This is a genomic window from Pelomonas sp. CA6 (assembly GCF_022549225.1).
In the GTDB taxonomy this organism is placed as follows: Bacteria; Pseudomonadota; Gammaproteobacteria; order Burkholderiales; family Burkholderiaceae_C; genus Roseateles.
Genome location: NZ_JAKZFD010000010.1, coordinates 24,807 through 42,591 on the forward strand (window position 1 = coordinate 24,807; position 17,785 = coordinate 42,591).

Annotated in this window: 18 protein-coding genes; 12 read left to right on the forward strand and 6 right to left on the reverse strand. The window is 70.6% G+C overall.

The window, feature by feature from the left end; all coding sequences use genetic code 11:
* Window positions 1-58 precede the first annotated feature (58 nt).
* On the reverse strand, window positions 59-388 hold the full coding sequence (locus LZ017_RS16460; RefSeq protein ID WP_241397985.1) for a hypothetical protein: 330 nt from the start codon (window positions 386-388) through the stop codon (window positions 59-61).
* Window positions 389-395: 7 nt separating this feature from the next.
* Window positions 396-818 carry a hypothetical protein gene (locus tag LZ017_RS16465; RefSeq protein ID WP_241397986.1) on the reverse strand — a complete coding sequence of 141 codons (423 nt, stop codon included), beginning with the start codon at window positions 816-818 and terminating at the stop codon, window positions 396-398.
* Window positions 819-1,138: 320 nt separating this feature from the next.
* Here LZ017_RS16465 and LZ017_RS16470 point away from each other — a divergent pair, with 320 nt between their 5' ends.
* The 7 genes from LZ017_RS16470 (at window position 1,139) to LZ017_RS16500 (ending at window position 10,150) form a co-directional block, all read left to right on the forward strand.
* Window positions 1,139-1,750 carry a cytochrome c oxidase subunit 3 family protein gene (locus LZ017_RS16470; protein ID WP_241397987.1) on the forward strand — a complete coding sequence of 204 codons (612 nt, stop codon included), beginning with the start codon at window positions 1,139-1,141 and terminating at the stop codon, window positions 1,748-1,750.
* Between the two features lie 3 nt (window positions 1,751-1,753).
* The gene (locus LZ017_RS16475) at window positions 1,754-2,038 is read left to right on the forward strand and encodes a hypothetical protein (RefSeq protein WP_241397988.1); all 285 of its coding nucleotides are present in this window, start codon (window positions 1,754-1,756) and stop codon (window positions 2,036-2,038) included.
* 198 nt (window positions 2,039-2,236) lie between these two features.
* Window positions 2,237-4,114, forward strand: a complete 1,878-nt coding sequence (locus LZ017_RS16480; RefSeq protein ID WP_241397989.1) for an acetylglucosamine transferase — start codon at window positions 2,237-2,239, stop codon at window positions 4,112-4,114.
* Window positions 4,115-4,133: 19 nt separating this feature from the next.
* Entirely contained in the window at window positions 4,134-6,521 is a 2,388-nt protein-coding gene (locus LZ017_RS16485) for a type I secretion system permease/ATPase (protein WP_241397990.1), read from the forward strand.
* 48 nt (window positions 6,522-6,569) lie between these two features.
* A complete protein-coding gene (locus tag LZ017_RS16490; protein WP_241397991.1) occupies window positions 6,570-7,778 on the forward strand; it encodes an HlyD family type I secretion periplasmic adaptor subunit in 1,209 nt (402 codons plus the stop codon).
* Between the two features lie 174 nt (window positions 7,779-7,952).
* A complete protein-coding gene (locus tag LZ017_RS16495; RefSeq protein ID WP_241397992.1) occupies window positions 7,953-9,356 on the forward strand; it encodes a TolC family protein in 1,404 nt (467 codons plus the stop codon).
* Between the two features lie 62 nt (window positions 9,357-9,418).
* On the forward strand, window positions 9,419-10,150 hold the full coding sequence (locus tag LZ017_RS16500; RefSeq protein ID WP_241397993.1) for a bifunctional 2-polyprenyl-6-hydroxyphenol methylase/3-demethylubiquinol 3-O-methyltransferase UbiG: 732 nt from the start codon (window positions 9,419-9,421) through the stop codon (window positions 10,148-10,150).
* Window positions 10,151-10,171: 21 nt separating this feature from the next.
* Here LZ017_RS16500 and LZ017_RS16505 read toward each other — a convergent pair whose 3' ends face one another.
* The 4 genes from LZ017_RS16505 to LZ017_RS16520 are packed head-to-tail and all read right to left on the reverse strand — an operon-like array spanning window position 10,172 to window position 13,174.
* Window positions 10,172-10,621 (reverse strand): VOC family protein, encoded by a 450-nt coding sequence (locus LZ017_RS16505; protein WP_241397994.1) that lies wholly within the window; start codon window positions 10,619-10,621, stop codon window positions 10,172-10,174.
* Complete coding sequence (locus tag LZ017_RS16510; RefSeq protein ID WP_241397995.1) at window positions 10,614-11,198, reverse strand: GNAT family N-acetyltransferase; 585 nt, start codon at window positions 11,196-11,198, stop codon at window positions 10,614-10,616. Before LZ017_RS16510 ends, LZ017_RS16505 begins: the two co-directional genes overlap by 8 nt.
* 13 nt (window positions 11,199-11,211) lie before the next feature.
* Window positions 11,212-11,442, reverse strand: a complete 231-nt coding sequence (locus tag LZ017_RS16515; protein ID WP_241397996.1) for an acyl carrier protein — start codon at window positions 11,440-11,442, stop codon at window positions 11,212-11,214.
* Window positions 11,420-13,174: an HAD-IIIC family phosphatase gene (locus LZ017_RS16520; RefSeq protein WP_241397997.1), complete on the reverse strand. Its 1,755-nt coding sequence runs from the start codon at window positions 13,172-13,174 to the stop codon at window positions 11,420-11,422. Before LZ017_RS16520 ends, LZ017_RS16515 begins: the two co-directional genes overlap by 23 nt.
* Window positions 13,175-13,447: 273 nt before the next feature.
* Between LZ017_RS16520 and LZ017_RS16525 the strand changes: the two genes are divergently transcribed.
* The 5 genes from LZ017_RS16525 to LZ017_RS16545 are packed head-to-tail and all read left to right on the forward strand — an operon-like array spanning window position 13,448 to window position 17,769.
* A complete protein-coding gene (locus LZ017_RS16525; protein WP_241397998.1) occupies window positions 13,448-13,858 on the forward strand; it encodes an FdtA/QdtA family cupin domain-containing protein in 411 nt (136 codons plus the stop codon).
* Window positions 13,855-14,946, forward strand: coding sequence for a DegT/DnrJ/EryC1/StrS family aminotransferase (locus tag LZ017_RS16530; RefSeq protein WP_374109944.1), 1,092 nt, complete (start codon window positions 13,855-13,857; stop codon window positions 14,944-14,946). The genes LZ017_RS16525 and LZ017_RS16530 overlap by 4 nt, the downstream gene beginning before the upstream one ends.
* A gap of 13 nt (window positions 14,947-14,959) precedes the next feature.
* The gene (locus LZ017_RS16535) at window positions 14,960-15,937 is read left to right on the forward strand and encodes a glycosyltransferase family 2 protein (protein WP_241397999.1); all 978 of its coding nucleotides are present in this window, start codon (window positions 14,960-14,962) and stop codon (window positions 15,935-15,937) included.
* Between the two features lie 5 nt (window positions 15,938-15,942).
* Window positions 15,943-16,899, forward strand: coding sequence for a hypothetical protein (locus LZ017_RS16540; RefSeq protein WP_241398000.1), 957 nt, complete (start codon window positions 15,943-15,945; stop codon window positions 16,897-16,899).
* Window positions 16,900-16,911: 12 nt separating this feature from the next.
* Complete coding sequence (locus tag LZ017_RS16545; RefSeq protein ID WP_241398001.1) at window positions 16,912-17,769, forward strand: glycosyltransferase; 858 nt, start codon at window positions 16,912-16,914, stop codon at window positions 17,767-17,769.
* The last annotated feature ends 16 nt before the right edge of the window (window positions 17,770-17,785 follow it).

The following is a 17,785-nucleotide window of genomic DNA, read 5'->3' on the forward strand; positions in this document are numbered from 1 at the left end:
TCGCCGGCGTGGGACTGCAACTTTCGTGAAACAGCGTGGCCCGGACCGGGCCGCACGCTCAGCTGGCGAAGGCGCAGAGCAGCTGGTCGATGTCGGCGCGATGGCGCTCGGCGCGCGGGCATTCCGTGGGCAGCGCCTCCAGCAGCGGGTGGCTCAGCACCCACAGCTCGATGGGCTCGCCGGCCGTGCGGATGCGTGCCTGCAGCTCGCCAGCGCCAGGGCCTTGCAGCTCGGCCGCGGCGCGCGAACAGGCGAGCTTCAGCGCCAGGAAGTGCTCGCGCGCCTGGGCGCGTCCGCGTCGGTCGCTCAGGCTGGCCTGGGGGAAGCGCACCGAGGCATAGGCCCAGGGTGGCGGGAAGTCCGGGATGGAGCGCAGGGTGAGGGTCATGGTGGGGCTAGAGCGGCATTCCGCGGCGCTGGGGCTGGAGCAGCGGGCCCAGCGAGGCCAGCCGGCGTTCGGCTTCCTGCTGGCTGAGTGCCCGCGCGACTTCGTTGTAGAGGGCGGTGCGCAGGTACCAGAGATCCTGGATGCCGCGCGCCCGCGTGATGCCGTGCTGCAGCTCGGCGGCGGCCTGGCCGTCCAGCCCCTGCAGGCAGGCGCGGCAGGCCTCGCGCAGCGCCTGCATGTGGGCGCTGTCGGGGCCGCGGCGGCGCCGTTCGCGCGGCAGCCAGCGCAACAGGCTTTGCAAGAAGGAGTCGGTGTTGCGCGCCGTGGCCGAGCCGGTGGCGAGCTGCGAGGACTCGTCGCGCGCGCCGGGGGGCGGCTGGGCCGACGCCGGGCACCAGGCCAGCGTGGACAGCTGCAGCGGATCGACCATGGCGGGCGTCCGGCCGTCGTGGGCCGCATGCCGGAGGGACCTCAATGTCTTGTGGATCATGGGGGGCTCTGATGGCTGGTCCGGGTTCCCCCTCCCCGGGGACCGCGGTGAGCCTCTGACCCAGGGGAGGGCAGGGGCGAGCCACCATTCTGGGGAGCTGACCGGTGCGGCAAAGCGGCGATAAGGGCCGGGAGACACGGCCAGATCCGTGCCGTCTGCACGGCGCCCGCCCCAGGGCCGGAAAGTCTTGAACCAGTGCAAGGAAACCGGGCGGCGCGCCGGCTACGGTGGAGGCTGCCCCGCTGAAAGAGAGCCTTGCCGTGAGCACCACCGCCCTGACTTCGTTGCCGCTGCCGGCCGCGCCACGCCGCGGCGGCCAGGGGAGGGTGCCCGGCAACCTGGGCATCTGGGCCGGCATCTGCTGCGAATTCATCGAGTTTTCGGTGCTGTTCACCGTCTATTTCGTCGCCCGCAGCCATGCGCCCGAGGCCTTCCATGCCGGCGCGCAGCGCCTGTCGCAGACCGCCGGCGTCGTGATCACGTTGCTGATGATCACCAGCAGCGCGCTGCTGGCCTGTGCCGTGGCCAGCCTGCGCGCCGGGCGCCGGCGTGAGTCGCAACGTTGGCTGATGGGGGCCTTGCTGGTGGCGCTGGGCTACCCGGTGGTGAAGCTCCTGGAGTTCCACTTCAACCTGTCCCAAGGGCTGGGCGTGGGTGCCGGGCTGTTTTTCACGGTCTATTACTACCTCTGCATCGCTCACATGATCCATGCCGTCTGGGGCATCATGGGCATGTGCTGGGCGCTGGCGCGCCATCTTGGCGGCGCCTACACCCCCGAGCAACACGAGGGCCTGGAGGCGCTGGCCAGCTACTGGCACGCCACCGACCTGGTCTGGCTGGCCATCTTCCCCTTCTTCTACGTGCTGGTCTGAGCCATGAGCGACCTGTCCTCGCCCCGTCCCGGCCGCTCGCTGCGGCCCCTGCTGCTGGCCTGGGCCGCGCTGGTGCTGCTGACTCTGCTGAGCCCGCTGCTGAGCCACGTGCTGAAGGACCCACGCCTGGGCGCGCTGGTGGTGGCCAGCATTCTGTGGGCCAAGGCCTGGCTGGTGCTGCGCCATTTCCTGGAGGTCCAGCTGGCCCGGACCTTCATCGCCCGCGCGCTGTGGATCTTCGTGTCCTACGCGCCGCTGGCCATCGTGCTGACCACCTTCCTGGCCTGATCCGACAAGCCGGCCCGGCTGTCCACTACTGGGCAATTGCCGGGTTTTGATCGCCCAATTGGCGCGATCGCGCGCCCGGCGGCGGCCTAACATCCCCCCAAAGCCGGCCCGTGGGGCCCGGAGCGGCCGCGCGCGAGGCGTGGCGGCCGTCCGGACCCGCCTGGGCCGTCGCCCCGGTCTGGCCCGGAATCCGACACCATGAACATCGCCGCACCCAGCATGCAGAACCTCAGCGTCCCCGAGGCGGAAGCCCGCGCGCTCGAGCAGGCCCTGGCGCAGAGTCGCGCCGGCCAGCTGGGCCTGGCCGAATTGCTGGGCCTGGCCGGCACGCTGCAGCAGCGAGGCCACCTGGACGCGGCCCTGCTGCTGTACGAGACCTGGGTGGCCCACCAGCAGACGCCGCTGCGCGTCGTCGCGCTGTACAACATGGGCACACTGCTGAGTCAGCAGCGCCTCTACGACCGCGCCGAGCAGGTCTACCGCCAGGCGTTGGAGATCAAGCCCGATTTCACCCAGGCGGCCCTGAACCTGGGCCACCAGCTGGAGCACCTGGGCCGCCCGGCCGAGGCGCTGCAATGCTGGGCCGCGGTGGCCGACGACCAGGGCCCGCAGGATCCGATGGGCACCGACCCGCTGGAGTTGCGCATCCATGCGCTGAACAACTCCGCGCGGCTGCTCGAGCAACTGCGCCAATACCCCGCCGCCGAGGCGCGCATGCGCCAGAGCCTGGCGCTCAAGCCGGCCCAGCCCGACGTCACGCAGCACTATGTGCACATCCGCCAGAAGCAGTGCGCCTGGCCGGTGTACCAGCCGCTGGGCGAGGTGACGATGAACCAGCTGATCGCCGGCACCTCGCTGCTGGCCATGCTGTCGGCGAGCGACGATCCGGCGCTGCAGATGATGGCCTCGCAGCGCTTCGTGCACGACCGCGTGCAGAAGTACAGCGGCGCGCCGCTGCACAAGCTGGCGGCGCAGCAGCGCCCGCGCGAAGGCAAGATCCGCATCGGCTACCTGTCCGGCGACCTGTGCATGCATGCGGTGGGGCTGCTGACCGCGGAGCTGTACGAACTGCACGACAAGAGCCGCTTCGAGCTGCACGCCTTTTGCTGGAGCCGCGAGGACGGTTCGCCGCTGCGCGCGCGCATCGTCGCGGCGATGGACAAGGTCTGGCGCATCGGCGAACTGGACGACCGCAAGGCCGCCGAGCTGATCGCCGGGCAGGGCATCGACGTGCTGGTGGACCTGCAGGGCCTGACCAGCGGCGCGCGCCCCAACATCCTGGCCTACCGGCCAGCGCCGGTGCAGGTGGGCTACCTGGGCCTGCCGGCGACCTCCATGCTGCCCGGCGTGGACTGGATCGTCGCCGACCGCTTCGTGATGCCGCCGGAGTACCTGCCCTACTGCAGCGAAAAGCCCATCTACCTGCCGCATTGCTACCAGGTCAGCGACCGCCGCCGCGAGGCCGGCCCGCTGCCCACGCGCGCCCAGTACGGGCTGCCGGAGCAGGGCTTCGTCTATTGTTCGTTCAACAACAACCACAAGCTGGGCGAGGAAACCTTCTCGGCCTGGATGCGCATCCTGAAGGCGGTGCCGGACAGCGTGCTGTGGCTGCTGGCGGACAACGAATGGTCGCGCGCCCACATGCAGCAGGCCGCGATCGCGCAGGGCGTGGACCCGGCGCGGCTGGTGTTCGCGCCGCGCGAGGACCCGCCCGCCTACCTGGCGCGCTTCCAGCTGCCGGACCTGGTGCTGGACACCTTCCCGTACAACGCCGGCACCACCGCGAGCGACTGCCTGTGGATGGGCACGCCCATCCTGACCCGCTCGGGCCGGACGTACATCTCGCGCATGTGCGGCAGCTTGCTCACCGCGGTGGGCCTGCCCGATCTGGTGACGCATTCGCTGGACGAGTACGAGCGCCTGGCGATCACCATCGGTCGCAACCCGGCCCGCGCGGCGTCCTACAAGCGCTATCTGCGCGAGCATGGCCGCCAGAGCGCGCTGTTCGACCTGCCGCAGATCGTGAAGGACCTGGAGTCCGAGTTCGAGCGCCTGGCGCTGGCGCAGCGCGGCTGAACGGACGAAGATCCACCCCATGAGCCGGCGACACGATCCCTTCTTCGACGGACCCCAGGGCCGCCCCGGGGCGCCGGCGCTGCGCCTGGCCACCGCGGAGGACGCCGCCCGCCTGCCCGACCCGGCGCCGCCGGCCCAGCCCGGCGAGGCGCTGCAGGGCGATCCGCTGCTGCAATGCCTGGTCTGGCTGACCCAGCACCATGGTCGCGCGCGCTCGGCCGAATCGCTGCGCGCCGAGGCTTCGGTGGACGGGCTGCTGACCCCCGATGCCGCGCTGCGCCTGATGCGCGACGCCGGCTACAACGCCGGGCTGCTGCGCCGCGGCATCGCTGAGATCAACCCGCTGCTGCTGCCCGCGGTGCTGCTGCTCAATGGCGGCGACGCCTGCGTGCTGGTGCGGCGCGTGGACGAAGTCGCGCAGCCGGCCGGGCCGGTACGCTTCGAGGTGGTCTTCCCCGGCCCCGACGCCAGCCGCTGCATCGCGGCCAGCGACGAACTGGAGCAGGAGTTCAGCGGCTTCGTGCTGACGGTCTCGCCGCGCGAGCAGTCCCTGGCCGCGCAGTCGGGCCGGCGCGCGCACGGCGACGACGCGCTGCTGGCGCCGCCCGAAAGCCACTGGCTGTGGGGCACGCTGCGCCGTTTCATTCCCTATTACCGCTCGGCCATGGTGGCGGCGCTGCTGTCCAACGTGCTGATGCTGGTCTCCGGGCTGGTGACTTCGGTGATCTATGACAAGGTCATCCCGCACCAGGCCATGGTCACGCTGTGGACCCTGGCCGTCGGCGCGGCGGTGGCGCTGCTGTTCGACCTTTTCTCGCGCCAGCTGCGCTCTCACCTGATCGACCTGGCCGGGCGCAAGGCGGACCTGATCATCAGCGCCAAGCTGTTCCGTCAGACCCTGGGCGTGCGCATGGAACACAAGCCCGCGTCGGCGGGTTCCTATGCCCACTATCTGGCGCAGGTGGAGGTGGTGCGCGACTTCTTCACGTCGGCGACCATGTCGGCGCTGTCCGATGTGCCCTTCATCGTGCTCTTCGTCGCGATGACCTTCATCGTCGGCGGGCCGCTGGGCTGGGTGCTGGTGCTGGCGATTCCGTTGATCCTGATGCTCAGCTGGGCCATCCAGGGGCGGCTGCGCCGCGCGATGCGCACCCAGGTCGCCGAGACGGCCGACCTGCAGGGCACGCTGGTCGAGGCCATCGAAGGGCTGGAGGACCTGAAAACATCCGGCGCCCAGGGCCGCTTCCTGCGCCGCTACGAGCAGAGCACCGTGATCGCCGCCGAGGCGGCGCTGCGCGCGCGCAGCGCGTCCAGCTGGAGCAGCAACATCGCGATGACGCTGCAGCAGGCGATCAATCTGGTGATGCTGGTCTGGGGCGTCTATCTGATCCATGAAGGTCAGATCACCTCCGGCGCGCTGATCGGCGCGGTGATGTTCGCCGGCCGCGCCACCATGCCGCTGAGCAGCGTGGTCAGCCTGGCCACCCGCTACCAGGGCGCGCGCGCGGCCATGCTGTCGCTGAACCGGATGATGAACGCGCCGACCGAGCGCGAGAGCGAGCGCAACTACGTGCCGCTGAACCAGACCACGGGCCGGCTGGGCCTGCATGACGTGGGCTTCGCCTACCCGGTGCAGGGCCAGGCCGACCCCGGGCAGGCGCCCAAGGTGCTCAAGGGCGTGAACCTGCGCGTCCCGGCGGGCGAGCGGGTCGCGGTGCTGGGCCGCATCGGTAGCGGCAAGTCCACCGTGCTGCGCATGCTGGCCGGGCTCTACCAGCCCACCGAGGGCATGGTGGAGATCGATGGCATCGACCTGCGCCAGGTCGACCCGGCCGAGTTCCGCGAGCGCGTGGGCTTTGTGTCGCAGGAGCCGCGGCTGTTCCAGGGCACGCTGCGCGACAACGTGCTGATGGGCCGCCATGTCGACGCGCAGCGCCTGGTCGAAGTGGCGCAGCTGACCGGGCTGGACCGCGTCGTCGCGGCGCATCCCATGGGCTGGGACCTGCAGGTCGGCGAGATGGGCAGCCAGCTCTCCGGCGGCCAGCGCCAGCTGGTGGCGCTGGCGCGCGCGCTGGTGAGCCGGCCGCAGATCCTGCTGATGGACGAGCCCACCAGCTCGATGGACGCGCAGTCCGAAATCGCCTTCCTGCGCCAGCTGCGCGACGCCGCGCAGGGCTGCACTCTGATCGTCGTGACCCACCGCCCGGCGGTGCTGGAGCTGGTGCAGCGCATCGTCGTGATGGACAACGGCCGGCTGGTGATGGACGGCCCGCGCGACCAGGTGCTGGCCGTGCTGTCCGGCGTGCGCCCGGCGCAGGGCGCGCCGGCGGCACCGGCCGCGCAGGACGGCGCCAATCTGCACATGCATCCGGCCACGCAGCCGGTGCAGCGTTCGGCGTCGGTCTGAGATGGCACGCCCGTCCCGGTCCAGGCCTGCCGCGTGGGAGTCGCCGGCATGAGTGCGCCCAAGTCGCTGAGCCGCGAGGAAGGCCTGTTCGTCGGCGGCGTGCAGGGCGCGATGCTGGACGAGCCGCTGCCGCGCGCGGTCTGGGCGCTCTACCTGGTGTTGGCGGTCGTGGTGTTCGCGATCGGCTGGGCCGCGCTCGCCAAGGTCGACGAGGTCACGCGCAGCGACGGACGCATCGTGCCCGACGGCAAGGAGCAGGTCATCTCCAGCCTGGAGGCCGGCGTGCTGGGCGCGCTGATGGTGAAGGAAGGGCAGGAGGTCGAGGCCGGCCAGCCGCTGGCCCAGCTCGATCCCACCCGCGTCGAGGCGGCCCAGAACGAGGGCCAGGCCAAGCGTCTGGCGCTGATGGCCCAGGTGGCGCGGCTGCAGGCCGAGTCCTTCGGCCGGCCGCTGCAGTTCCCGCCCGAGGTGCAGAAGCAGCCGCGCCTGGTGCAGGCCGAAACCGAGGTGCACGAGAGCCGCCGCCGCGCGCTGGACGAGGCGGTGGCCAGCATCGGTAGCAGCATCGGGCTGGTGCAGCGCGAGCAGCGCATCGCCCAGTCCATGGCGGCCAAAGGCCTGATGTCGGACGTCGAGGTGATGCGCCTGGCGCGCCAGGTCAACGAGCTGCAGCAGCAGCGCAACGAGCGCGTCAGCCGTTTCCGCCAGGAGGCCAGCGCCGATCTGTCGCGCGTGCAGACCGAGCTGGCCCAGGTGGACGAGCAGATGGTGGTGCGCCAGGACGCGATGCGCCACACCCTGCTGAAGTCGCCGGTGCGCGGTCTGGTCAAGAACATCCGCATCAACACCGTGGGCGGTGTCGTGACCACCGGCGCGCCCATCATGGAGATCGTTCCGCTGGGGCCGCGCGTGCTGATCGAGGCGCGCATCAAGCCGCGCGACGTGGGCTTTGTGCAGATCGGGCAGACCGCCATCGTCAAGCTCGCCGGCTATGACTACAACGTGCACGGCGGGCTGGAGGGCAAGGTGGAGTACATCAGCCCCGACGCGTTGGGCGAGACGGAGAAGGGCGGCGACGCCACCTACTACCGCGCCGTCGTCGCCGCCGAGCGCAACAACCTGCGCCTGAAGGGCGAGCCGCTGCCGGTCATCCCCGGCATGACCGCGTCGGTGGAGATACGCACCGGCGAGCGCTCGGTGCTGAGCTATCTGCTGCGGCCGATGATGAAGTCGCGCGAGGCGATGCGCGAGCGTTGAGCGGCAGCGCCGCATTTGCGCCCCGACAGGCCTTTTAATCCGGCTTTTGCGGCCGGCGCCGCGTGATGAAGTACGGGCTACGGAAATCCGCCGTCGTCGTTCCCGCATCTACCTGCCGCGCCCATGTCCATCGAACCCCGGTCATTTGCCCTTGCCCGTCCCGGCACCTTGGGGATGGGCGCTCTGCTGCTCGCGTTGGGCCTGCTCACGGGCCCCGCCGCGCAGGCTCAGAAGGCCGGCGCGCGTGGCGCGCGTCCCGCCGCAGCCCAGCCCGCGCCGCCGGCCACGCCGGCCGCCGAAGGCGGTGTCAGCCGCTGTGGCGAGGACGAGGTGAAGGTCGCCGCGCGCGGGCAGGACCTGTCTCAGCTGGAGGCCAGCGGCGCCGACCCGCGCGGGCAGCTGCAGGAGCTGGTGCAGGCGGCGATGACGCGCAGCCGCGCGATCGGCGCGGTGCGCCTGCTGACGCTGGCCGCCGATGCCGACCACGAGGAAGCCAAGGCCCAGCGCCTGCCGACGATCAGCCTCAACGCAACCAGCAACTACACCGGCACCGAGGTGGGCGGCATCACCACCGCCAATGGCATGCAGTCGCGTCTGGCCCTCAACGTCAGCGCGCCCATCTACGATTTCGGCCGGATCGAAAAACTGGCCCAGTGGCGCCGCGAACTGGCCGAGGCGGCGCGCTACAGCCAGAACAGCGCCGAGGAGCAGCTGGCGCTGCAGACCGTGTCGCTGGCGCTGGACCGCGGCCGCTACCAGCTGCAGGCCCAGGTCTACCAGCAGTACACGCGCAAGATGGCCTGCCTGGTCGACGCGCTGGAAACCATCACCCGCGCCGACCGCGGCCGCGCCAGCGAGCTGGTGCAGGCGCAGAAGAGCCTGCAGCAGGCCCAGCTGTCGCTGGAGCAGACCCTGTCCACGCTGCGCCAGACCGAGGTCAAGCTGCGCCGCTTCGTCGGCGACGAGCTGCCGCGCCCGGCCAGCATGAGCGCCGTGCTGGCGCGCCTGCCCGATCTGCAGGAGATGCAGTCCGACGTGCTGCAGTCCGCCGACGTGGCCCAGCTCACCGCCACCGCCAATGCGCAGCGCAGCTATGCCGAATCGGTGTCGGCGTCGCAGAAGCCTTCGGTGAGCCTCTTGTCCAGCGGGGCCGTGGGCACCGGCCAGGTGCGTTCCAAGGAGGTGGTGGCGGGCCTGGCGCTGAACATCCCGCTGCTGCAGCCGGGCGCGGGTTCCGCGGTCGCCGCCGCGCAGCGTCGCGCCCAGGCCGCCGGGCTGCAGCGCGAGGACACCATCGAGGCCAAGCGCTACCGCGTGCAGGAGATGCACGAGCTGGCCAGTTCGTCGATCGACCGCGCCGGCCGCATCGTCGACATCCTTCGCAACAGCGACCGCGTGCGCAGCTCCACGCTGCAGCAATGGCAGCAACTGGGCCGCCGCTCGCTGTTCGACGTGATGGCCGCCGAAGGCGACTACTACTCCATGCGCATCGCCCATGTGAATGCGCTGTTCGACGCTCAGCAGATCATTGCGATCATCTGGTCGCAGGGGCGCGGCGTGATGGCGCCCTTGCGCTGAGCGACTCTATTCCCTAGACAGACAAGGCCGGGTCCCGGTGGGGCCAGGCGCGGAGACCCTGGATGAGCCCGAGACTGGAACACGACAGCGAACGCAGCAAGCTGGAACAGATTGCCGGCCAGTCGCTCTATTCGGCTGGCGTGATGGAGGCGTCGATCGCCTATTGCTGGCGCATCCTGGCGCGCCATCTGCATGGCGAGCGGGTGCTGGAAATGGGGCCGGCCGAGGGCGTGATGACGGAATTCCTCGCGCGCAGCGGCCGCCGGCTGTCGGTGGTGGAAGGCTCGGAGAGTTTTTGCCAGAGCCTGCGCCAGCGCTTCCCGGACGCCGAGGTCACCCACGCGCTGTTCGAGGAATACCAGCCCAGCCAGCGCTTCGACACCATCGTGATGGGCCATGTGCTGGAGCATGTCGACGACCCGGTGGCGGTGCTGCGCCGCGCGATGGGCTGGCTGAATCCGGGCGGGCGCATTTTTGCCGCCGTGCCCAATGCGCGCTCGCTGCACCGCCAGGCCGCCGTCGTGATGGGCATGCTGGCCCAGGAGGACGCGCTGAACGAGCGCGACCGCCACCATGGCCATCGCCGCGTGTTCAATCCGGAGTCCTTCCGCGCCTGCTTCAGCCAGGCGGGTCTGCGCGTCGAGCTGTTCGGCGGCTACTGGATGAAGCCGCTGGCCAACGGGCAGATCGAGGCCCACTGGACGCCGCAGATGGTCGAGGCCTTCATGCAGCTGGGCGAGCGCTACCCCGACATCGCCGGCGAGATCTACGTGCTGGCCGCGCTGCCGGACTGAGCGGCGGTGCGCGGCGCGACCTCAGCCGCGCTCGATGAACTCCAGCATGGGGCCGTGGCGGAACATCACGAAGGCGATGCGCCGCCCGCCAAAGGCCACCGCGGCGACCGGTTGCACCGTCACCAGGCCGCGCTGCGCGCGGCTCCAGGCCAGCGCGGCGTCCATGTCCGGCACCTCGTAGGCCAGGTGATAGAGCCGCGAACCGCCGCCGTCCAGCCAGGGGCGCAGCGTGTCGCGGCCGGGCAGGTCTTGCAGCAGTTCGATGCGCGGGCCGGCGCCATTCAGGAAGCGGCCGCGTATGCCCTGGGTCGGGTCCTCGAACTCCGCGCCTTCCAGCGTGTAGCCGATGGCGGCGAAGAAGCGCTGCGCCGCGTCCAGGTCCTTGCAGGCGTAGCCGAGGTGGTGGAAGTCCCAGCCTCCGGGCAGGGCGGGCGGGCTGGGAGAAGTGGGGGCGGTGGTGGGTTCAAGCACGGCGCAGCCTTCTGGCGGTCAGCGTGGCGAGGCGTTCGAGCTGGGCGCCGACGGCCGGCCAGGCCTCGCGCGACAGCCGGTGCTCGATCGCGTCCAGTGTTTCATCTCCCAACTGGAACTGCGCGGTCAGGCGCTCGCGGTCGGTGAGGCCGCAGGAGTCGTGGAAGGACACCACCGCCTGGTTGTCGGCGACGGTGCGGCAGTAGACGCTCTGCAGGCCCAGCACCTCGAACGCGGCGCGGTAGATCAGCCAGGCGCTCTCGACCGCGGCCAGCGACTGCGGCTTCAGGATCCAGCGTCCCCATTCGGCGCGCTGCGTCTGTGTGTCCAGATCGTAGAGGGCGATCAGCCCTTCGGGCGATTGCGTATCCCGGCGTTCGACGACGAAGTAATAGTCGCCGGCGCGCTCGTAGTAGCGCGCCAGCCAGTCGAGCTGTTGCGACGTGTTCGCGGCGCCGCCATGCAGGTAGCGGCCCAGCGCCGGATCGTTGCGCAACTCGACGATGAAGGGCGCGTCCTCGTCGCGGACCGGGCGGATGCGCCAGGCCGGGCCTTCCAGGCAGATCGAATGCCGCATGGTCGCCGGGCGCTCAGGCGCCACTCTCGGCCGCCGCGACCAGCGCGGCGATGCTGTGCAGCGAGGCCAGCTGTTCCTCGCTGAACTGCAGCCCCAGCTCGTCCTCGATGGCGAAGACCAGCTCGACATGCTTGAGCGAATCCCATTGCGGGGTGTTCTCGCGCGAGCTGTCGGCATGGATCTCGCACTTGAGCACGCTGGAGGCGATGGCGATCACGCGGTCACGAAGAAGAGGGGAGCTCATGCAGAGGGTCCTGGCAGGTGGCGGAAACGGTGGAGGTGGCGGGGAGGGCGGGGGCCAGCAGCGTGACGCCGTCGGGCGCGCGGTGCGCGCGCAGCCGCTCGGCCGGCACGGCATGCCAGCCCGGCTCCGGCGCCTGGCCCAGCCAGCGCGCCAGCCATTCTCGCGCAGGCTGGTTGCGCGGCCCATGTTCGACGCGGAAGCGCACCGACTCGCAGTCCGCCAGCTGCGGCATCTGCTGCAGCGCCAGCGCAACGATGCTGTCCTCCAGCCGGCGCCCCAGCGCGCGGCAGCTGATGCACAGCTCCAGCACGTCCAGCGCCGGCCCGTTGCGCTGCGCGACGAGCACGGCGATGGTGCCGCTGTCCGACAGCCGGTCGGCCAGGCGCACGCTGACCACGGCCGAGTCCGGCGCCTGCAGATGCTGCTGCAGCTCGGCGCCGTTGAAGCGGCGCATCGCCAGGTTGAACTGGTTGGTTTTCACGCAGAGGTCGGCCAGGCGCTGCAGGTCGGCTGCCGGGTCCAGGCGCAGCTCCAGGCTCACCTGCAGGCTGCGGTAATACTCGGCATCGGGCTCGCCCTGGCCCTGCAGCGCGGCGCGCTCGGCCTGGGCCTGCGCGTCCTGCACGCGCTTGCGGTCGTCGTCGCTGACGGCCCAGCGCCACAGCGCGGGGCAGAGGTCCAGCGCGGCCTGGGTCTGCGCGGCGTCGGCATGGGCCCACAGCGTGCGGATCTGCGGGTGGTGGCTGGCCACTTGGGCCAGCTCGCCGGCGTTGTCGTCCACGTAGACCATGGCGTCCAGACCGATGCGCAGCTGCTGCGCGATGCGCGCGAGCGCCTCGGACTTGTCGCCCCAGCCGATCTCGGTGGCGGAGAAATGCGCCCAGCGCAGCGGAAAGTCCTGCCGCTCGTCAAACAGCTGGCGCACGTCGACGGCCTCGTTGCGCGAGACCAGCGCGAGAAAGATGCCGCGCTCGCGCCATTGCAGCAGGCGCTGCTGCAGCGCGCGGTGCGCGTCGCTGAGCTCGACGCCGCGCACGCCGTCCTCGCCCAGCACGCCGCGGTACAGGGTGTGGTCCAGGTCCAGCGCGATCGCCTTCAGCGGTGGCAGCAGCAGCGCCGGCAGCCAGTGGCAGGCCAGCGCGCGGGCGGCCTGCAGCTGGGCCAGGCGCGACAGCGGCGAGCCGGCCCAGCTGGCATTGCGCGTATCCAGCAGCGGCACCCCGGCCTGCTCGCACAAAGGCTGGAGATTGGCCAGCTGCACGCCCGGCTGGGCCAGCAGCCGCTCGCGAGCTTGCGCCTCCTGCTCCGGCGCGAGCCAGGTGGCGATCAAAATGGGCGCGGCGTCGGCCTGGCGCAGCGCGCGGACGCGGCCGCTCAGCCAGTCCAGCCAGTCCGCGAGCGCCAGCTTGCTCAGCAGCCGCGTGTTGTCCAGCCAGAGCAGGTGCAGGTCGGGCGGGCGCAGCGTGGGCAGCTCGGCGAACATCAGGCTGTCGTCGTAGTCGCCGATGTCGAAGTCCGCCGTCCAGCGGCCGAAGCGCAGGTAGGGCGTCATCAGCTCGATGAGCGGCTCGAAGGCGTGGTTGCGCCAGACGCGGATGCGCCGCGCCGGGGCCTGCGGGTCCGTGGGCAGCTCGGCCTGCGTCAGCGCCAGCCGCGCGGGCCGGGGCGCGAACAGCAGCTCTTGCGCTTCACACAGCGCCAGGACTCGGTCGATGGTGGGAGGGCTGGACATGGCGGTGGTGGGGCAGGGTCAGGCCTTGCGTGAGGCGGCGGGCGCCCGCGCGAGGCCACAAGCTTGGCAGGCATGATAGCCAGGCGCCCCGCCGATCAAGGCCGCAGTAGGCGGGCAAAGGCCGCGCATCTCTGCGCCTGGCCCCGCGGCGCGGCACTGGGTCTGTCGGTGGAACTGCCGGGGTCGGACGGCGGTCCTCCGGCGATTGGCCGCGGCCACGGCTTGCACAATCGGCCCATATTTCCGTGCATCCGAATCCCGGAGAGCCCTGGTATGAGCATTCACGATTGCAAGCTGCTGGACCTGCCCAAGATCCACGATCCCCGCGGCAACCTGACCTTTGTCGAGGGCGGCGTGCATGTGCCGTTCGACATCCAACGCGTCTACTACCTCTACGACGTGCCGGGCGGCTCCGAGCGCGGCGGCCATGCCCACAAGGCGCTGCACCAGTTCATCGTCGCGATGTCGGGCAGCTTCGACGTCGTGCTGGACGATGGCAAAGATAAGAAGCGCGTGCACCTGAACCGCAGCTACAACGGGCTCTATGTCTGCCCCATGATCTGGCGCGAGTTGGACAACTTCTCGTCCGGCGCGGTGTGCATGGTGCTGGCGTCGACCAAGTACGACGAGTCCGACTACTACCGCGACTATGCGGAATTCATGCGCGCGAGGTGGAGCAAGTGATTCCCTTCCTGGACCTGAAGCGGGTCAACGCCCCGCACGACGCGGCGATGCGCGCGGCCATGGGCCGCGTGCTGGATTCCGGCTGGTACATCCTGGGCGAGGAGGTGCAGGCCTTCGAGCGCGAGTTCGCCGCCTACTGCGGCGTGCGCCACTGCATCGGCGTGGCCAACGGGCTGGATGCGCTGCATCTGATCCTGCGCGCCTATGGCATCGGCGCGGGCGACGAGGTGATCGTGCCCTCCAACACCTTCATCGCCACCTGGCTGGCAGTCAGCCAGGCCGGCGCGCAGCCGGTGCCGGTGGAGCCGCTGGCGGCCACGCACAACCTGGACCCGGCGCGCATCGAGGCGGCGATCACGCCGCGCACGCGCGCCATCATGCCGGTGCACCTGTACGGCCAGCCGGCGCAGATGGACGCCATCCTGGAGATCGCGCGCCGCCGCGGGCTGAAGGTGATCGAGGACGCCGCGCAGGCGCATGGCGCGCGCTGGCAGGGCCGGCGCGCCGGCGGCCTGGGCGACGCCGCGGGCTTCAGCTTCTATCCGGGCAAGAACCTGGGCGCGCTGGGCGATGGCGGCGCGATCACGACCGACGACGACGAACTGGCCGAGCGTCTGCGCAAGCTGCGCAACTACGGCTCCAGCGTCAAATACCACCACGAGTTCGCCGGCGTGAACTCGCGTCTGGACGAACTGCAGGCCGCAGTGCTGCGCGTCAAGCTGCCCCATCTGGAGGCCGAGAACGCGGCCCGCCGCCGCGTCGCCGCGGCCTATCTGGAGGCGCTGGACGGACTGCCCCTGGCGCTGCCCGAGGTCGCCGCCGGCGCCGAGCCGGTCTGGCACCTGATAGTGGTGGCCAGCGAGCGCCGCGGCGCGCTGCAGCAGGCGCTGGGCGCGGCGCAGATCGGCCATCTGGTGCACTACCCGATCGCCTGCCACCGCCAGGGCGCCTATGCGGACCAGGCCTGGCCGGCGCTGCCCATCGCCGAGCAGCTGCAGGAGCGCGTGCTGAGCCTGCCGATCGCGCCCTACATGGGCCCGGACGAGGTCGCCGAGGTGGCTGCGGTGCTGCGCCGCGCGCTGGGCTGAGGGTGGCCGCGCGATGCAGATCACCACGCTGATCCCGGCCTACAAGCCGGCCTATCTGGCGGAGCTGCTGGCCTGCCTGCGCCATCAGACCCTGAAGCCGGCCCGCGTCCTGGTCTCGGACGACAGCCCCGACCAGGCCTTCGTCGCCGCGCTGTCTCAGGAGCCGCTGAAGAGCCTGGTGGCCGATCTCCACATCGAGGTCTTCCCTGGCCCGCGCCGCGGCGGCTACAACAATTTCCGCCAGCTGCTGTGGCGCTTCCGCCAGCAGCCCACGGAGCTCTTCCATTTCCTGCTCGACGACGACGTCATCTACCCCGCCTTCTACGCCCGCCACGCGATGGCGCATGGTTCGGGCGAGCCGCTGTGCGTGGTGAGCCGCCGCTGGACCGCGCTGGAGGGCGGGCTGCCGGTGCGCGACCTGCCGGTGCCCGCCGCGGTGGACCAGCATCCGCAGCGCCTGCTGGCGCTGGACGCCACGCTGCTGTTCCGGCACACCGCGGGCTCCAGTGCGAACTGGCTGGGCGAGCTGTCCAACGCCACCTTCCGCGCCGAGGCGGCCGAGTCGCTGGACCAGGCCCGGCTGGCCGGCCTGTCCTACGCGGGGCTGGAGGACCTGGGGGCCTTCCTGGTCAATTCGCTGAAGCGTCCGCTGGGCTATATCAACGAGCATCTGGGCTTCTTCCGCACCAGCTCGCAGCAGAACTCCGCCAACCCCATGGGGCGGCCGTTGAAGCTCGCACACCTGGCCTATGTGGCGCTGACGCTGGCCGGCCGCGATGTGGGCGTGCTCAGCGCCGACGAATGCGCGCAGAACCTGGCGCGGCTGTGCCCGCTGATCGCGCAGCGCTACGGTGGCGAGGCGGACATGGCGGCGCTGTGCGAGACCATGCCGGCGCTGGCGCGCCACGAGGCGGCGGCCGAACAGCAGTTCCGCGCGCTGTGGGCCGACTACAGCGGCGCAAGCCACATGCCGCCGGTGCCGCTGGTGTGAGCGCGATGGAACCCAGGCTGAGCGAATTCCTGCAGGCCGAGCGCCAACTGGCGCTGGCCAACCACCAGCGGCTCGCGGCCCTGTACGACCGCCCGCAGGGAAGCCTGTCGGCCGATCAGGTGGCCATCACCGGCGCCGACGGCTGGCAGTTCATCGCCAATGGCAGCAATGCCTGGGAGCAGCAGTATCTGGGCCAGGTCCGGCTGGGGGATGAGGCGCTGGGCCAATGGCAGGCGGTGTTCGCGCGCCGTCAGCAGGCCGCGCGTGCGATCGGCGCGCGCTTCGCCCATCTGGTCGTGCCGGAAAAACAGGCCCTGCTGCCGCAGGCGCGCTGGCCGGGCGGCGCGCCCGTGCAGGGCGATCGGCCGGTGCAGCAGCTGCAGAAGGCGCTGGCGCCGGACGCCGGCCTGGTCTACCCACTGGCGCATCTGCTGGACGAATCCTGGCGCGCCGAGCTGGCCTTTCGCGGCAACAGCCATTGGTGCGCCAGCGGCAACTGGTTCGGCTTCGAGGCGCTGATGCGGGCGGTGTTCCCGGAGCGACGCTTTGACTTCGCGCGCGTCCCGCTGGCGCGCGCCTGGTGGCGCCACGACCTGCTGCTGAAGTACGTGGCCGAGCCGGTCTACGAAAGCGTGATCGCCATCCCGCGCCGCGCCCAGCTGGTCTACGACAACCGCCTGCTCGCCACCACCGGCGCCCATGTCGGCAACCACTATGTGCTGCAGAACCCGGCCGCGCCCTACCAGGAGGCGGTGGTGATCTTCGGCGACAGCTATTCCTACGACTGCGGCTTCGCCGACCTGTGCGCTGCCTTCTTCGGCCAGGTGCATTTCGTCTGGAACACCGTGGTCGACTTCCGCTATTGCCGGCAGATGCGCGCCAGCCTGGTGCTGCTGCAGAGCGCCGAGCGCTACCTGATACGGCCGCACGGCGACGACCTGCTGCCCGAACCTGCACCCTGAAAGAGGCGCCTGATGAAAGTCTGTCTGGTCCAGTACAACCCCTTCCATCCCAAGGTGGGCATCCTGGATGCCTACAACGAGGTCGTCGAGTCCTACCACTGGGGCTTCCTGGCCCTGGGGCATCAGGTGGAACGGCGCATCAACCACTTCGACCCGGACGCGCTGAACATCGTGTTCGGCTTCCAGATCCCCATGCAGCTGGGGCTGATGCCTCAGTTCCCGGACAACACCATCTTCTTCAACATGGAGCGCTATGCCGGCGTGAACCTGCGCGGCACCGCGGCCGAGCAGCTCGCCTCGCGCTTCCAGATCTGGGACTACAGCCGCTCCAACGTCGACACCTGGAACGCGCTGGGGCCGCGCTTCCCGGCCTACCACGCGCTGACCGCCTACGCGCCCAACCTCGAGAAGGTGCCCAAGGGCGTGGAGCAGGACATCGACGTGCTGTACTACGGCAATCTGACGCCCGACCGCGTCGAGTCGCTGCACAAGATCGCCGGGCTGCGCCGCGACCTGACCGGGCTGTCGGTGATGACGCTGTGCAATGTCTGGGGCCGGCAGCGCGACGAGTTCATCGCCCGCGCCAAGGTGATCGTCAACTTCTCGCGCGGCAACATCTTCGAGATCGTGCGCGTCTCCTACCTGATGGCCAATGCCAAGGCCGTGGTCTGCGACTACAGCGAGGAGCTGGAGATCGAGCCCGACCTGCGCGGCCCCGATGGACTCACCTTCGTGAAGACGCCCGAAATCCAGGCCGCCTGCGAGGCCCTGGTGGCCGACGACGCGCGCCGCGAGGCCTATGCGCGCCAGGGCTATGAGCTGATCCGGCGGCGCGACATCCGCGACGTGATCCGCGGTTTCTTCGGCTGAGTCCGCGCGCAGCCTG

Coding starts and splice junctions, on each gene's coding strand:
- LZ017_RS16490 (WP_241397991.1), top strand. CDS start 6,570: ATGAGTGCGCCCAAGTCGCTGAGCCGCGAGGAAGGCCTGTTCGTCGGC.
- LZ017_RS16540 (WP_241398000.1), top strand. CDS start 15,943: ATGGAACCCAGGCTGAGCGAATTCCTGCAGGCCGAGCGCCAACTGGCG.
- LZ017_RS16510 (WP_241397995.1), bottom strand. CDS start 11,198: ATGCGGCATTCGATCTGCCTGGAAGGCCCGGCCTGGCGCATCCGCCCG.
- LZ017_RS16495 (WP_241397992.1), top strand. CDS start 7,953: ATGGGCGCTCTGCTGCTCGCGTTGGGCCTGCTCACGGGCCCCGCCGCG.
- LZ017_RS16475 (WP_241397988.1), top strand. CDS start 1,754: ATGAGCGACCTGTCCTCGCCCCGTCCCGGCCGCTCGCTGCGGCCCCTG.
- LZ017_RS16465 (WP_241397986.1), bottom strand. CDS start 818: ATGGTCGATCCGCTGCAGCTGTCCACGCTGGCCTGGTGCCCGGCGTCG.
- LZ017_RS16485 (WP_241397990.1), top strand. CDS start 4,134: ATGAGCCGGCGACACGATCCCTTCTTCGACGGACCCCAGGGCCGCCCC.
- LZ017_RS16515 (WP_241397996.1), bottom strand. CDS start 11,442: ATGAGCTCCCCTCTTCTTCGTGACCGCGTGATCGCCATCGCCTCCAGC.
- LZ017_RS16520 (WP_241397997.1), bottom strand. CDS start 13,174: ATGTCCAGCCCTCCCACCATCGACCGAGTCCTGGCGCTGTGTGAAGCG.
- LZ017_RS16500 (WP_241397993.1), top strand. CDS start 9,419: ATGAGCCCGAGACTGGAACACGACAGCGAACGCAGCAAGCTGGAACAG.
- LZ017_RS16460 (WP_241397985.1), bottom strand. CDS start 388: ATGACCCTCACCCTGCGCTCCATCCCGGACTTCCCGCCACCCTGGGCC.
- LZ017_RS16525 (WP_241397998.1), top strand. CDS start 13,448: ATGAGCATTCACGATTGCAAGCTGCTGGACCTGCCCAAGATCCACGAT.
- LZ017_RS16535 (WP_241397999.1), top strand. CDS start 14,960: ATGCAGATCACCACGCTGATCCCGGCCTACAAGCCGGCCTATCTGGCG.
- LZ017_RS16480 (WP_241397989.1), top strand. CDS start 2,237: ATGAACATCGCCGCACCCAGCATGCAGAACCTCAGCGTCCCCGAGGCG.
- LZ017_RS16545 (WP_241398001.1), top strand. CDS start 16,912: ATGAAAGTCTGTCTGGTCCAGTACAACCCCTTCCATCCCAAGGTGGGC.